This is a genomic window from Curtobacterium sp. MCBA15_001 (genome assembly GCF_001864835.1).
Taxonomy (GTDB): Bacteria; Actinomycetota; Actinomycetes; order Actinomycetales; family Microbacteriaceae; genus Curtobacterium.
In genome coordinates this window covers 13,232-28,363 of record NZ_MJGI01000009.1, presented here as the reverse complement: position 1 = coordinate 28,363, position 15,132 = coordinate 13,232, and the positions used below count along the sequence as shown (strand labels likewise).

General features: G+C 71.2%; 12 protein-coding genes. 4 read left to right on the top strand and 8 right to left on the bottom strand.

Going from position 1 to position 15,132, the window contains the following annotated elements; translation table 11 throughout:
* Window positions 1-100 precede the first annotated feature (100 nt).
* Complete coding sequence (locus tag BIU90_RS04880; RefSeq protein WP_071299117.1) at window positions 101-676, top strand: TetR family transcriptional regulator; 576 nt, start codon at window positions 101-103, stop codon at window positions 674-676.
* A 56-nt stretch (window positions 677-732) separates the two neighbouring features.
* Here the strand turns inward: BIU90_RS04880 and BIU90_RS04875 are convergent, their stop codons facing one another.
* Window positions 733-2,079 carry a fibronectin type III domain-containing protein gene (locus BIU90_RS04875; protein ID WP_071299116.1) on the bottom strand — a complete coding sequence of 449 codons (1,347 nt, stop codon included), beginning with the start codon at window positions 2,077-2,079 and terminating at the stop codon, window positions 733-735.
* A 130-nt stretch (window positions 2,080-2,209) separates the two neighbouring features.
* On the opposite strand from BIU90_RS04875, the gene BIU90_RS04870 reads away from it, so the two are divergent.
* Entirely contained in the window at window positions 2,210-2,734 is a 525-nt protein-coding gene (locus BIU90_RS04870) for a hypothetical protein (RefSeq protein ID WP_071299115.1), read from the top strand.
* A 66-nt stretch (window positions 2,735-2,800) separates the two neighbouring features.
* Here BIU90_RS04870 and BIU90_RS04865 read toward each other — a convergent pair whose 3' ends face one another.
* The 4 genes from BIU90_RS04865 to BIU90_RS04850 form a co-directional block, all read right to left on the bottom strand.
* A complete protein-coding gene (locus BIU90_RS04865) occupies window positions 2,801-5,983 on the bottom strand; it encodes a glycoside hydrolase family 38 C-terminal domain-containing protein (RefSeq protein ID WP_071299114.1) in 3,183 nt (1,060 codons plus the stop codon).
* 96 nt (window positions 5,984-6,079) lie between these two features.
* On the bottom strand, window positions 6,080-6,898 hold the full coding sequence (locus tag BIU90_RS04860) for a carbohydrate ABC transporter permease (protein ID WP_071299113.1): 819 nt from the start codon (window positions 6,896-6,898) through the stop codon (window positions 6,080-6,082).
* A 12-nt stretch (window positions 6,899-6,910) separates the two neighbouring features.
* Window positions 6,911-7,861, bottom strand: coding sequence for a carbohydrate ABC transporter permease (locus tag BIU90_RS04855; RefSeq protein WP_083403711.1), 951 nt, complete (start codon window positions 7,859-7,861; stop codon window positions 6,911-6,913).
* Window positions 7,858-9,159: an ABC transporter substrate-binding protein gene (locus tag BIU90_RS04850; RefSeq protein ID WP_071299188.1), complete on the bottom strand. Its 1,302-nt coding sequence runs from the start codon at window positions 9,157-9,159 to the stop codon at window positions 7,858-7,860. Before BIU90_RS04850 ends, BIU90_RS04855 begins: the two co-directional genes overlap by 4 nt.
* Window positions 9,160-9,298: 139 nt before the next feature.
* Here BIU90_RS04850 and BIU90_RS04845 point away from each other — a divergent pair, with 139 nt between their 5' ends.
* Window positions 9,299-10,291, top strand: coding sequence for a LacI family DNA-binding transcriptional regulator (locus BIU90_RS04845; RefSeq protein ID WP_083403709.1), 993 nt, complete (start codon window positions 9,299-9,301; stop codon window positions 10,289-10,291).
* A 102-nt stretch (window positions 10,292-10,393) separates the two neighbouring features.
* Window positions 10,394-12,175, top strand: coding sequence for a class I mannose-6-phosphate isomerase (locus tag BIU90_RS04840; RefSeq protein ID WP_071299111.1), 1,782 nt, complete (start codon window positions 10,394-10,396; stop codon window positions 12,173-12,175).
* On the opposite strand, the gene BIU90_RS04835 is transcribed toward BIU90_RS04840, so the two are convergent.
* The 3 genes from BIU90_RS04835 to BIU90_RS04825 form a co-directional block, all read right to left on the bottom strand.
* A complete protein-coding gene (locus BIU90_RS04835; RefSeq protein ID WP_071299186.1) occupies window positions 12,165-13,055 on the bottom strand; it encodes an ROK family protein in 891 nt (296 codons plus the stop codon). The genes BIU90_RS04840 and BIU90_RS04835 overlap by 11 nt on opposite strands.
* A gap of 35 nt (window positions 13,056-13,090) precedes the next feature.
* Window positions 13,091-14,284 (bottom strand): glycoside hydrolase family 76 protein, encoded by a 1,194-nt coding sequence (locus tag BIU90_RS04830; RefSeq protein WP_071299187.1) that lies wholly within the window; start codon window positions 14,282-14,284, stop codon window positions 13,091-13,093.
* A gap of 121 nt (window positions 14,285-14,405) precedes the next feature.
* The gene (locus BIU90_RS04825; protein ID WP_071299110.1) at window positions 14,406-15,044 is read right to left on the bottom strand and encodes a GntR family transcriptional regulator; all 639 of its coding nucleotides are present in this window, start codon (window positions 15,042-15,044) and stop codon (window positions 14,406-14,408) included.
* Between the last annotated feature and the right edge of the window lie 88 nt (window positions 15,045-15,132).

The following is a 15,132-nucleotide window of genomic DNA, read 5'->3' as shown; positions in this document are numbered from 1 at the left end:
GGAGGTCCGGTGCCAGCTGGCACCGGACCTCCAGTCCGTCCTGTGGTCGCGACCACCGCGCCTGCCGCCGCCGGTCCTGCCCGCTCGGTACCGTGGTGGCATGGCCACCTTCACGCCGCCCGCCGCCGACGCCGTGCGCGGCCGACTCCTGCTCGCGGCACGCGACGAGTTCGCCGCCGTCGGCCTGGTCAACGCCCGCATCGAGCGCATCGGCGCCGCGGCGGGGAGCAACAAGGCACAGGTCTTCCACTACTTCGGCAGCAAGGAAGGCCTGTTCGACGCCCTCGTCGCGCAGACGGTGGACACGACCCTGGCCGAGGTGCCGCTCGACGTCGGCGACCTGGCCGAGTGGGCCGGACGCCTGCACGACGTCGCGGTCGCCCGCCCGTGGTTGCCCCGGCTGCTGACCTGGCACCGGCTCGAGCGTGCGGAGGCGTCACCGCTGCCGACGATCAGCGAGCGGAGCGCCGAGCTCGTCGCGGCGGTGGAGCACGCGCAGCGCGCCGGGGTCGTGCCGCGGTCGTACCGGCCCGCGGTGCTGCTCGGACTCGTGGTGCACCTGGCGGTGTTCTGGAGCTCGACCTCGGCGGAGTACGACGCGCTCGTGCGTGCTGTCACTCCCCAGCGGCGGCGACAGGTCGTCGTCGATGCCGTCGGTGCGTTGCTGGGACGGTGAACGCGCAGAACGCCCCGCTCGCGGACGAGGGCGGGGCGTTCGCGTGCGCGCGTCGATCAGGCCGTCTGCAGGCGGGTGAACTGGCTGGTCGAGATCGACTGTGCTGCACCGCCACCGGCGGGGACGCGCCACAGACCCGGCGTCGGACCCGACGGGATGACCGCGAACAGGTCGCCCTCGCTGTCGGTCGCGCCGAAGACCGGAGCACGGTCCACGGCGGTGATGCCGGTCACGGCGTGGTCCGTCGTGGTGGTGCCGGCGCGGACGAGCTCGTTGGAGAAGGACCGGTCGATGGCGCACGGCGTCGGGAACTCGGCCGGGGCTGCGCACCACTGCTTCGACTCGACGAGGACGAAGCCGTCTCCGCTCAGCGCGCCGATCTCGAACGCCGTGCGGTCCGACAGCTTGGTCGGGTCGGTCACGCCGAGGGGCAGCAGGTACCAGGTGTTGTACCCGGAGGCGCCGACCGTCCACGAGTGGATGTAGACGTCGTCGTCGGCCTCGAGCGCGATCGCGTCGGCACGGCCGGACGGGAACGGACCCGAGCCGGTGAGCGTGCGGGTGCTCACCGCGCCGGCGGCGGTCCGGACGGTGAGGACGTCGCCCGCTGACGCGTGGCGGAAGGTGGCGACCGCGCCGCGCGAGGAGACCGCGAAGAGGTCGCTCGGTGCGCTCAGACCCGGCACGACGGCGGCAGTGCCACCGGCAGCAGGGAGTCGCGTGACCGCACCGGTCGCCGCGTCGGCCCAGAAGAGGTCGCCGGCGTCGTCGATGCGCAGGTCGGGGGTCAGGTGCAAGCCGGAGGCGACCGTGCGGGCGGCCGAGCCGTCACGCGGGTACTCCACGATGCTCGTCCGGTCGGCCGAGGGGACGAAGACGTCGCCGGCGTGGTCCGCGGTGTACCCGGCGCCGTTCGGTGCGACCGTGACCTTCGTCGAGGAGCCGTCGGTCGGGAAACGGACGACGTTGCCCGCGGTGTCGAGGCCGTAGAGCGCGGTGCTCGTCGGCGTGGTCGGGGTGGTGGCCGGCCGGGTGTACGTGACGGCGACGGCGGGCCCGCGACCACGGTTGTTCGTGGCACGGACGGAGAACGTGTACGTGACCCCGGGCGTGAGGGAGCCGTACCGGTCGGACCGCGCCGATGCCGGCAGCTTGTCGACGCCCTTGTCAGGCTGCTGCTCGGACGGCGTCATCGCGACGGTCCACCCCGTGATCGCGGCACTGCGGCGCGGAGCGGACCAGGTGACGGTGGCTGCGTCCGCGGAGCCCGACACCTTCACCGAGACGGGTGCGCTCGGCACCGACGTCGTGCTGGCCGCGGACACGGGCGCGGCCGTCGCCGGAGCTGCTGCCCCGAGGACGAGCGTCGCCGCGGTGGCGGCGACGAAGAAGAGCTTGTGCATGGTTGCTTCCCCTCTGTCCGGACGCGTCGGGCGGCGGACGGCTCATGCTGGCACCGCGCTGTTTGCCTGCGGAACGCCTGGGTGTGCGGTGTGCGGCAACCCGCACCGCAATGCGGTGCAGGATGAGCGCATGACCAGGGGGAACGGCCGGGCGGCGGCGGTGATCGCCCTCGTCGTGGCGGTGAGCGGCGGCGTGACGGGGTGCGCGCTGCAGAGCGGCTCGTGTCGGGACCCCATCGCGTTGGAGACCTCCGAGGACCGGCTCGACGCGGCCGTCCTGGTGGTGGACGCCGACGTCCGTGCCACGGGTCGGACCGTCGCGGTGGACGGTTCGTACCGGCTCCTCACGGCGACCGTGACGGACGAGGTCAAGGGGAGGGCCCCGTCGCGAGCCCTCGACGTGTTCTCACCGTCGGACCAGTGCACGACGAACGGGCAGCCGGTCGAGTACCTGGAGGGCGACGTCCTCGCCCGGAACGGTCGGTACCGGCTGTACCTGACCGAGGAGCGACGCGGACTGTGGCGACTCGTCGTGCCGGGGGCCGCGGAGCCGCTGGAGCCCGTTGCGTCGTCGGAGCCTGTGGCGTCGTCGGGGCCTGTGGCGTCGTCGGGGTCCTTGGAGTCGCCGGGAACGGACGTTCCGCTCGGCGGTTGACGAATCCGGTCCTCGCGGCCGGGTGTCACCGGACCGGATTCGTCGACCGCGCGGGTGCGGCACCGGTCAGCTGTCCGCAGCGGACCGCGTCGTGGGTTCGTCCGCAGCGCGGGTGACCAGGACCGCGGCCGACTCGAACGGTCGGAGGGTGAGCCGGATGCGGCCGCCCTCGAGCTCGACCGGTCCCGTGCCCGTCCCCGCGTCTGTTCCTCCGGCCGTCCCTTCGGCGTGGTCGCCGAGGAAGGTGCTCCGCGTCGCGGTCACGAGCGCGGTTCCCACCCCGATCGTGAGCGGTACCGCCTGGTCGGACATGGACTGCAGTCGGACGATCGACTGCCGCGGCCCGTCTCCGGCGACGACGGACAGCAAGCGGACCCGTTCGTCGTTCAACGTGAGGAGTTCCGCGTCCGCCCGCGGTCGGACGTGCACGCCCGAAGCGGGGACCGACGCCATCGGGTGGACGAGGTCGGCCGTGGTGCGGACCGCGACCGCTTCGACGGACTGGGTCGGGTCGGAACGGACCCCCACCGCGTACTCGAACGTCGCGCTGAAGCCCTGTTCGATGGGGAAGTTGGTGTCCCACACGTTGTTGTGCAGCCAGGAGTAGACCGTCGCCGACCGCTTCGGGCTCGTGCTCGCAGGGAACGGCGCGTACGGCAGGGCGATGGTGCCCGGGTGCACGAGCGGGGCGTCCTTCGTGACCCAGACGACCGCGTCGTCGCCGTCCTGCACGCTGACCCAGTTGCGGATGGCTCGCATGTGCTGCGGGGCACCCGGGACGTGCGGGAGGCCGTCACCGGTGACCCCGCCCGAGACCTCGTACCGCACGACGGGGTCCGCCGCCCGGAAGGGGAAGGCGAAGAACGCACTCTCCTTGGTCCGGGTCACCGGCTTCTCGAGGCGGTTCTCGATGCGCAGGCGCGGTTCGCCGTGCCGGAGTCGGAGGGTCACGGTCACGGCGTCGACTCCGGCTGCGGCGAAGCGGTACGCCAGGCGTTCCTCGACCGCGTCGGTGACACGTTCGACGAGGACCGCGGGACCACCGGTGGTGCGGGATGCGAGCAACTCGAGCCGGTCGGAGCTCCACAGCTTGTTGGACAGGTGGTTCACGCCGGCGCCGGAGGACCCGTACTGGTCGTACACGTAGCCGTTGAAGCCGGCCGGTGCGTCCTGGTCGACGAGCTCACGACCGGTCGCGAGCTCGACGAGTGACGCGATCGTCGAGGTGGTCGGGTCGACGCGCACCCGGAGGTGGTCGTTCTCCATCGAGAAGAGCTCCCGGGCGGGGGTCGTCAGCGCGTCGTGCACACGTGGTGGCTCGGCTGCGACGGCGGCGGGGAGGACGTCCACCCGCACGAACCCGTACGCCGGGACGTCCGTCAGCTGGGTGGTGATCCACCGCCCGGACTCGCGGTGCAACGCGTTCGACTGGTCCTCGACCACCGTCGGCAGGTCGCGGCCGGTCCGCCCGTCCCGCACCACGACGTGCGCGTCGAGGGGCACGGTCGACTCCTTGAGCAGGAACCGCAGGGCGCCGGTCCGTGATGCTCCGGAGGCGTTCGCGGCGACGATCGACGTCAGCGCCTCCGGGGCCGGTGCGACGGCGTCGGCGAGGTAGACGAGTGCGTGTTCCTCCAGGTCCCGACCGCGTTGGTGCGCCGTGATCGCCTGGCCGACCTTCCACTGCCACTGGCGCTCGCCGGAGTCGTAGCCCTCGTCACCGTGGGTCCACGAGTTGCTCGCACCCCAGGTGTGCTCGTTGAACATCGAGATGGCGTCCCAGGTCCGGTCCGACTCCTCGCGTTCGCCGGGGACGGCCTGCCCGCCGAGCCACGCGGCGGCCTGCGAGAACGAACGGGCGTCGCTCACCCGTGCCTGGGCGTCACGGCTGAGGGCCAGCGGGACCGCCGCCGATCCGACGCCCTCGACCCACCAGTCGCCCCAGTCGCCCTCGACCGTGACCAGCTCGTCGCCGTGCTCGGCCTCTGCCTCCGCGAAGAAGTCCTCGTTCGTCGAGACCCGCAGCCGTGGGGACGACCACGTGTCGTTCCAGCGGCGGACCACCTCGGACAGGTGCAGGCGTGCGGGGCCGTTGTCGCCCATGAACCCCTGCGTGCGCAGGTGCAGGACGCCCCACGGGTAGCCCGGACGCCCTTCGGCGGTCTCGCCGTGCGCGCCGAACACCCCGGGCGGGAAGGGGTAGCCGCGGGTGGCCAGTGCGGTCAGGTAGGCGGGGAGGTACGTCTCGGCGACCTCGTACGACTCGGTCAGCCCGACCATCGGTCCCTCCATGTAGGCGAGGCCGTGCGGGCTGTCGGTCATCCAGACGAGGACCGCGTTGCCCGCCGGCGTCCGCCACCGGAACAGGCGCGGCAGGTCGAGCGCACCGTTCTGGTGCGGCATGGAGCGGCCGGCCCAGTTGTGGGCGACGGCCAAGTACCGGACACCGACGTCGTGCAGGGCGTCCGGCAGACCGGCGACCTGCCCGGGTACGTCCGTCTGCATCGCGGTGGTGAAGTCGATGCCGTACTGCTGGCGGATCCGGCGCGCTTCGCGCAGGAGCTCGTGCAGCTCCTCGGTCGAGCAGGTGTCGGTGTGCAGGTTGTAGGGCATGGCGCTCAGCCCGATCGAGCCCTGCTGGACCAGTCGCACGAACTCGGCGACCTTCGCGGCCGGGCGGTGGCGCTCCCAGTCGGCGAACGCCCACAGCGCTTCGACGTTCCAGCGGAACCGCGCGGCCTCGGGCCAGTCGCTCGTCGCGGCGGCGAGCTCGACCGCAGAGTCGAGGTAGGAGCGCTGCGCGGAGATCACCGTGGTCTGCGGGTCGGTGTACCCGAAGTCGAAGTGCGAGTGGTGCACGACGTGGACGGACCAGTCGCGCTGCGGCAGCAACGTGAAGGAGACGGTCTCCTCGCCCAGGGCGGGCAGACCCAGGGTGACCTCGGTGGGCTCGTCGACCACCCGCACCAGGCAGCGCACCGACTCGGCGTCCGGTGCTGGCGCAGTCCCCACCACCTGGTCGCCGGACGGGCCGGTCACGGTGGGCACGAGTCCGTCCGGCGCGGTGTCGAGCAGCACGCGGACGCTCTGCACACGGACTCCGTCCCGTTCGGTCTTGAGTGGTTCGGGCACCACGCGGACGCGGACGCCGCCGATGGTCGTGGATGCGACGGTGGCCCGGTCGAGCAGGCCGGCGCGCGCTTCGAGGTGGGACCAGGGCTGCGCGGAGACGAGAGCGGGATCGGTCATCGGAGGGGGTGTTCCTTCGGTTCGGGGTCTGGCGGTCTTCGAGGGCCCGGGGTGCGGGTCGGGTCGAGTCGGGCGGTCGGGGTCAGGCGGTCGGGGTCAGGCGGTCGGGTTCAGCCCGCGCGCGAAGAAGCGCTGGAAGGCGAAGAACACGATGACCGTCGGCAGCGAGGCGACGAGTGCCCCGGCCAGCGCGACCGGTGGGCCGTACGTCGAGTAGTTGCCGGTGAGGTCGGCCAACGTCGCCATGACCGGCCGGATGTTCGGGCTGGACGAGAGCGTCAAGCCGAAGAGCAGGTCGTTCCAGATCCAGGTGAACTGGAACACGAAGGCTGCCAGCAGCGCGCTCGTCGACAGCGGCAGGTGCACCTGGAAGAACATCCGCACCCACCCGGCGCCGTCGAGCGAGGCCGCCTCGCGCACCTCGTTCGGCAGCCCGGTCATGTGGCCCCGGACGACGAAGAAGGCGAAGGGGATGGTCAGCGCCACGTACACGAGCAGCATCCCGTACTGCGTGTCGAACAACGACGTGGCCGCGAAGCCCGTGAACAGCGGCGAGAGGAACGCCTGGAGCGGCAGGATCGTGCCGATGTAGATCACCCAGAACCAGAAGGTCGGGCGCTTGACCGGCATGATCGTCACCGCGAACGACGCGAGGGCGGCGATGAACACCGCGGCGCCGGCCCCGACGACGGAGTAGAGCAGGCTGTTCGCCATGCCCTGACCGACGTTCGCGTTCGTGAAGGCGATCCGGATGTTGTCGAAGAGCGACCACGAGGTCGGCCACCACGCAGGGGTGCCCGAGTAGTCCGCACCCTTGGTGAAGGCGTTCACGACGAGCAGGTACGACGGGACGAGCCAGATCAGGGACACGACGACGAGCACGGCCGCGAGCACGCGGCGGGAGGTCTTGGTCATCTCGGGCTGCTCCTAGTCGGTGGGGCGGAGTTGGCGGCGGAGGTACGCCCACGACGCGGCGACCACGACGACGGTCAGGAAGACGGCGACCGCAGCGCCCGAGCCGTAGCGCGAGAGCGTGAAGGTCTCGCGGTACATCGTCAGCGCGAGGGTCTCGGACGCGGTGCCCGGACCGCCGTTCGTGAGCAGCAGCACCTGGTCGAACACCTTCAGGCTGCCGACGATCGAGATGCCCACGACGACCACGGTCATCGGACGCAGCTGCGGGAAGGTCACGGACCAGAACAAGCGCCACCCGGACGCGCCGTCGATCTGCGCGGCCTCGAGCGTGTTCGGTGGGATGGACTGCAGCCCGACCAGGAACAGGATCACGCAGGCGCCGGTGGCCTGCCAGGTGGTCGCGACGATCATCATCACCGTGTTCAGCGGCCACTGCAGCAGCCACTGCGACACGAGGGCGTCGAGGCCGAACGTCCTCAGGAGCGCGTCGAGTCCGCCGTCGGTCGAGAGCATGAAGGTCCACACCACCGCGGTCGCCGACCCGGAGATCGCGTAGGGGAGCACGATGGCGAACCGCGCGAGTCCGCCCAGGCGCAGCTTCCAGGTGCCGACGGCGATCGCGAGCCCGATGCCCACGGGGAGCAGCAGCGTGCCGACCACCCACAGGAACGTGTTCAGCACGGACTGCCCGAACGCGGGGTCGGCGAACATCGCCCGGTAGTTCTCGAGTCCGACCCAGCTGCGGGTGAAGCCGTTGTCGTCGAAGAAGCTGCGGTAGATCGTGAAGGCGAACGGTGCGACGAGGAGCGCGAGGACGAGCACGACGGACGGGGCCAGGAACGCCCCGCCGGTCAGCCGTGCCCGCATCGGAACGTGGCGCGGTCGGGACGGCCGGCCCGGTGCCGTGGTGCGGTCGGTCGGGGTGACCGCGGTCTCGGGGACCGGGGGTTGCGTGAGCGTCATGCGGCGTCCCAGATCTTCCACTCGGTGCGGGCTCGGTTCTCCATCGACCGCAGGGTGGCGGCACCGTTGGCCTTCGTCGGGTTCACCATGAAGGCGCCGAGGTCCTGGACGTTGCCCTCGACGAGGGGCGTGGGCGATGCTTCCCAGTAGCGCGTCAGCTCGACCGGACGGACCCGGGCGACGTCCTGCGCGAGGGCCTTGACCAGGTTCGACTCCGGGAGCGCGTGCGGGTTCGGACTCGTGTCACCGAGGAACCCGACCCATGCGGTCTGCACGTCGGTGGCGAGCCAGTTCTCGGCGACGTCGACGGCGGCTCGGTGCCGGTGCGCCTTCACCGGCACGGAGAGCGACCCGCTCTCGACGACGACGGCGGGCTTCGCCGTCCCACGCGGAGGGACCCGGAAGAACCCGATGTCGGCGTCGGTGAGGCCGGCGGCGAGCAGGCTGTTCGCGAACCAGGTGCCGTACAGCATCATGCCGAACCGGCCCTTGCCGACCAGTCCCGGGAGGTCGTTCGAGGTCACGTCCGGCGCGGAGAAGAAGCCGTTCGCGTACATCTGGGACCAGAGGTCCATCGCCGTCGTCGCCTGGTCGTCCGTGTAGCTCGCGCGGTTCGTGGTGACTGCCTGGTAGTAGGCGGGGTCCGTCGAGGCGAGCAGCTGCATGAACCAGATCTCGGCTTCCCACGTCGTCGCGCCCGGTGACAGGAACGGCGTGATGCCGGCGTCCTTGAGCGTCTGTGCGACGTCCATCAACTCGTCGAAGGTGGTCGGTTCGCTGATCCCGTGCTCAGCGAAGGCCTTCTTGCTGTAGAACACCGCGTAGTAGCTCTTGTACAGCGGGACACCGTAGGGCTTGCCGCGGTAGCTGAAGGACTCGCGCTGGGCCGGGTCGACCCAGCCGCGCCGTTCGACGTCGTCCCAGACGGCACTGAGGTCGGTGAGGATGTCGGCGCGGGCGATGTCCTGCAGGCGGTACCCGTTGGTCCACTTGATGAGGTCGGTCGTGCTGTCCGTCTGCGCCGTCATCCGGATGACCTGTCCGTAGTTCGCCACGCTGGCCACGGACCGCGAGGTGATCTCGTACCCGATGCGCTTCGCGAGCACCGCCGACGCTGCGGCGTACCCGGGACCCCAGGTCGGGTTGTCGCTGTTGAGCGTGACCGTGCCAGGGGCTGACGGCAGGGTGTCGGAGCCGCGGGCGCAGGACGCCAGCGCCATGGCCAGCAGACCGCCGCCACCGAGGGCGAGTGCGGTCCGGCGGGTCACTCCTGACCCGGGGGAGAACGGATGTGGCATCGGGCGTTCCATTCGACGGTGAATTGATAACGTTACCAACCGGAGCATACACGGGCGCGGTCTGGTCGCAAGTGGGTGTCGGGTATACATGGGACCCATGCAGGGAAGCGCGGGATCCGCACCGGGACGCAAGACCGCGATGACCGTGAAGGACATCGCCAGGGTCGCCGAGGTCAGCCCGATGACCGTCTCCCGGGTGCTGTCCGGTGGCAAGAACGTCCGACCGGCGCTCCGCGAACACGTGGAACGGGTGATCGCCGAGGTCGGGTACCACCGCAACGAGAACGCCCGCAGCCTGCGCCCCGGGCAACGGTCCGGACTGGTCGGGGTGCTGATCACCAACATCGGCAACCCGTACTACGCCGGGGTCGTCCAGGGCATCGAGCAGGTGGTCGCGGCGACCGGGCGTCGCATCCTCGTCGGCACGACGAACGAGGACTCCGACCTGGAGCGCCAGCTGCTCTCCGACTTCCTCGGACGTCAGGTCGAGGGGCTCGTCGTGGTCCCGGTCGGTCAGGACGGCGATCGGTTCAGCGCCGCTCGACTGCACGACGTGCCGCTCGTGCTCGCTTCCCGCACCGTGGAGCGCGCACCTGCCGACGCCGTGCTCATCGACGACGTGCACGGCGCGCGTGAAGCGGCAGCGATCATGCTGCGCGAGGGGCACCGTCGGGTCGCCTTCCTCGGCAACAAGGTCACCGTGTCGACGGGGCAACGTCGTCTGACGGGGTTCCGGAGCGCCTTCGCCGACAGCGGGACCGCCGTCGACGAGCGGCTCGTCGTGCTCGGGTTGCAGGACGCAGAGGCGTCGGAGCACGCGATGCGCGAGCTCCTGACGCTCGCCGACCCGCCCACCGCCGTGTTCGCCGCGAACAACCGGATCAGTGTCGGCGCGATCCGCGCGATCGCGCGGGCAGTGGCGGACGGTTCCGTTGCGGTCCCGCCACGGCTGTTCGCCTTCGACTCGTTCGACTTCGCCGACATGGCACCGATCCCGTTGTCGGTCATCGACCACGACCCGGCGGAGCTCGGTCGTGTCGCGGCCAGGATGCTGCTGTCGCGGCTCGACGGCAGTGCGGCCGATGAAGGGGCGCGGCTCGTCGAGCTCCCGGTGCACATCGTCCACCACTGACCGGTCCCGCCGGGAGGCCCGGGTTGCGTCGGCGGGCAGGACCCGTTGTACTGTTGGTAACGTTATCAGTGTTGCTGACGTCGTCAGCGCCGAAGGAGTCCCATGACCACCTCCCTGCCTGCAGGCGTGACCGCCGGCCAGTACGACAAGGCCCCCGTCATCGACCTGCCGTCCGGCCACGACGTCTGGACCGGAGCGGCCGCCTGGCGACACCTCGCCGGACTGCTCGACGGTCCGGGTCGCCGCACGCTGGCCGTCGACACCTACCCCGGCAGCGACCTCCAAGGCCTGTGCCGTCAGCTCGCTGCCATCGCCCCGGACGCCCTCGTCATCGACGTCGAGGACGCAGCTGCGCTGCCCGCCGCGGTCATCGAGGACCGCATCGCCGCGAACCTGACGGACGACCGGGTGTTCGGCGTGCTGGGGCACCAGGTGCTCGGTGACTTCTACGACGACGAGCGGCTCCGACGGGTCGCGGACCGCATCGGCGCCACCGACGGCCCGGTCGTCGTGGTCGGGTGGGGTGCCACCCTCGTGCCGGTGCAGTTCGACACCGTGGTGCTCGCGGACCTGGCCCGGTGGGAGATCCAGCGGCGACAGCGTGCGGGCGCACCGAACTGGCGGGCGGACAACGCCGCCGAGGACCAGCTCCGCAAGGTCAAGCGCGGCTACTTCGTCGAGTGGCGGGTCGCCGACCGTCACAAGCGCACGCTCTTCGACCGCATCGACCTGCTCCTCGACGCGAACGGATCGATGGCGGACGCCAAGCTCGTCACCGGGGACACGTTCCGCGCCGGACTCGAGCTCGCGAGTCGTCGACCGTTCCGCGTCGTGCCGTTCTTCGACCCCGGCGTGTGGGGCGGACAGTGGATGAAGGAGGTCCTCGAGGTCGGGGACGCCGACAACTACGCGTGGTGCTTCGACTGCGTGCCCGAGGAGAACAGCCTGCTGTTCCGCATCGGCGACACCGTGGTGGAGCTGCCGGCGCTCGACCTCGTGTTCCGCCATCCGCGGGAACTCCTCGGCAGGAAGACCTTCGCGCGGTTCGGTGCCGAGTTCCCGATCCGCTTCGACTTCCTCGACACGATGTCCGGCGGCAACCTCTCGTTGCAGGTCCACCCGCTGACCGACTACATGCAGGACACCTTCGGCATGCCGTACACACAGGACGAGAGCTACTACATGCTCGACGCGGCAGACGACGCCGTGGTGTACCTGGGCGTCCGGGACGACACCGACCCCGAAGCGATGCGTGCCGCGCTCCGGTCGGCATCCCACGGTCAGGACCCCTTCCCGGCGGACCGGTTCGTGAACACCTTCCCGGCGAAGAAGCACGACCACTTCCTGATCCCCGCGGGCACGGTCCACTGCTCAGGTGCCGACTCGATGGTGCTCGAGATCTCGGCGACGCCGTACATCTTCACCTTCAAGATGTGGGACTGGGGGCGGGTCGGTCTCGACGGGGTTCCTCGGCCGGTCCACCTCGACCACGCGTTCGCGAACATCCAGTGGGACCGCCGCACCGACTTCGCGCGGGACGAGCTGGTCAACCAGGTGACCGAGGTGGCGCGGGGAGCGGGGTGGGTCGAGGAGCGCACGGGCCTGCACGAGCTCGAGTTCATCGAGGTCCGTCGGCACTGGTTCGACGACGTCGTCCCGCACGACACCGACGGCACCGTGAACGTGCTGAACCTCGTCGAGGGAGCAGCGGCCGTGGTCGAGAGCCCGGACGGCGCGTTCGAGCCGTTCGTCGTGCACTACGCCGAGACGTTCATCGTGCCGGCGGCGGTCGGGCCCTACACGATCCGACCGTGGGGCGCGGGCGTCGGGCAGCGCCTCGGCACCGTGAAGGCCTCGGTCCGGGGGACCGGGCTCAGCGACTGACGCCGGGCTGCCGCGACCACACGACGGCGGCCCCGGTCAGTGGCGCTCGGGAGCCGAGTGCGGCGGGCACGACGGGCACGACGGGCACCCCGTCGCGGCGTCCCGCGTCGTCGAGGCCGACGCGCAGGGGGCTGGCGATGACGTCCCACGAGCGGGCGATCGACCCGCCGACCACGATCCGGTCGGCGGCGAACCGCGCGACCCACGGTCCGAGTGCTCGCCCGAGTGCCTGCGCAGCCTGATCGACGATGTCCGTGGCCGTCGCGTCGCCGGTCCGTGCGAGTGCGCAGATCTCAGCGACCGTGCTCGTCACGCCGGACCGCGCGCGGTACGCGCGCCGGATCGCGGGCGAGGAGAACGTGTCCTCGAGCGGCCGTCCGTCGATCGTCAGACGGTGCACCTCGCCTGCTTCGGGGACCTCGGCGCCGGAGCTGACCTCGTCGCCCTCGCGCAGGAACGCCGAGCCGACACCGGTCCCCAGGGTGATGCAGACCAGGCGCCCCGTTCGCGCACCGGCACCGGCTGCCCACTCGCCGACAGCGTACGCGACGGCGTCGTTGCAGAAGCGCACGTCCTGCGGCGCGACGGCGAGCCGGTCTGCGACCGCTCCGCGCAGGTCGACGCCGGCGAGTGCGCGGAACTTGTCGACCCCGGCGAAGGTGCCGGTCCCCGCTCGGTAGTCGAACGGGCCGGGCATCGCGACGGCCCACCCACGGGCTGCGCCCGCCTCGGCGAGGACCCGCGCCGGGCCGAGCAGCTGGTCGAGGAGGGTGTCGACGGGCGCGTGCGGGTCGACCGCCGCGTCCCGCTCCACCAGGACGTCACCGGGCGCGTCGGGGTCGATGACTGCAGCCGTGACGTGGCTCCCACCGACGTCCATGACGCCGATGGGAGCCGTCCCGGTGCGACGGAGGCTCAACTGACCTCGCCGAGCCGGTCCTGGGACCAGCCGAGCACAGCGAAGACCTGGATCATCGCAGCCTGGTCGAGCGTCGCCGCAGGGCGGTCCCAGTCGGGGTCGCCACCACCGCTCGGCTGGAAGTGGAACAGTCCGGTTGCCGGATCCCGGTTGTCCCGCCAGGTCGCGGTCGCCCACTGCTCGGCTGCTGCGCGGTACGCCGGGTCGTGCTGCACCGAGTCGAGCAGCAGCAGGTCCTTGAACCAGAACGCGTCGAACACCGCCGGTTGCTGCTGGAGCCGGCCGTCGGCGCTCCAGTACGCGAGCGACGCCCGTGCCGCCGCGGACGCCTGCTGCAGGTACTTCGGGTCGTCGGTCGCGCGGTAGAGGATCGTTGCCGTGCCGATCATGGCGCCCGAGTTGTACGTCCACAGTGTCGGGTCGATCGTGCCGTCGTCGCTGATGCTGTTCCGGTACAGGCCGGCCGACTGCTTCAGGCACCGGTTGTTCCAGTCGTACAGCTTGGTGCTCCACCGCAGGTAGGACGCGTCGTGGGTCTCCTCGTAGAGGTGTGCTGCGAGCTGCGCGGTGAGCCCGGTGACGTTGGCCGCGCGCACCGTGTTGTCGGGTCGGTCGATCCAGTCGGACCCGCCGGCGCAGGGCAACGTCGTGTCGGTGTTCCAGCTCCGGACGGCCACGTCGAAGGCGGCCTGTGCGTGGTCGAGTGCGGCCGGGTCCTCGGTCGCCTGGTACTGGCTGACGAACGACAGGCCGACCACGGCGTTGTCGTCGTAGTAGACGTCCCCGCCGGTGCCGAGGGGTGCCGGGAGGTACGACTCGTACCCGGGCCGACCGCCCGGTGCGACCGCGTGGTACCGCTCGAAGCCGTCCACCCGTGCCGCCGCTGCGTGGGAGTACGCGGGGCCGACACCCGGGATGCCCTGCAGGTCGAGCGTCGCCTGGGTGGCCTCGCGGTACTCCCAGAGGAACGAGTACGGGTTCCCGGCGGTGGTGTCGGTGTTCTCCCGGTACAGCCCGTGGCCCGCCGACCCGGTGTACAGCGCGTCCTGCATCGCGTCGTGGGTGGCGCTCGCGCGCTGCTGCCAGACGGGGTCCGGGGCGGCGGTCGCCGCGTTCGCCTGCTGCGGCGTCGCCGCACAGGCGACGCCGATGACGACGGCGGCCGCGGCGAGACGGGTGAGCCTGGTCATCCGCGTCGGTGTCGAGCTGAGCATCATCGCTCTCCTTCGATTGGTATCGTTACCATAGGCTGACTTCCCCGCTGTGGGCAAGGGGGCCGGCGAGGCGGAAACGACCACGGCCTCCCGTCCGTCAGCGCGTCGCCGCGACCCGCAGTGTGCGCTCGGCGTCGTCGAGGTAGTCCGCCAACAGCGTCGCCGCGCGGGCCGGGTCGCCCGCGCCCAAGGCGCGCACGATGCCGGCGTTCCGCTCCACGAACTGCGCGTGGAACGCGGCCGGGTCGTCGGTCGTCAGGAACGCCAGCCGCATCTCGGCGAGGAGGCCGTCCATCAGCCCCCAGAGCCGCTCGCTCGGCAGGGCGCGGACCAGTGCGGCGTGGAAGCGGATGTCGGCGGTGCCCACCGTCCGCCAGTCGCCGATCTCGGCTGCGGCGCGGGCCGCGTCGACCGCCGCGGACACGTCGGCCAGGGCGGGGGAGTCGGGGGCGATCGCGTGGACGGCCGCGGTCTCGAGCACCCGCCGCGCGGCGTACAGGTCCGCGACGTCGTCCTCGGACAGTCGGCGGACGAACACCCCGCGGTTGAACACGTGCTCGACCAGGCGGTCACGCGCGAGCAGCCGGAACGCCTCACGCAGGGTGTTCCGCGAGACACCGAGCTGGTCGCTCAGGCGCTCCTCGGACAGCTGCGTCCCCGGCGCGAAGTCGCCCGCCGCGATCATCGACCGGAGCCGTGACGAGGTCGACTCGGCCCCACTGACGGTTCGGCTCATGCGGCGATCCTGGCACGGCCCCGAGCGGTGTTCCTCCACAGGTGCGCCGTGTTTCCGGCGTGTCACAGATCGCGCGATGCCCTTGTGA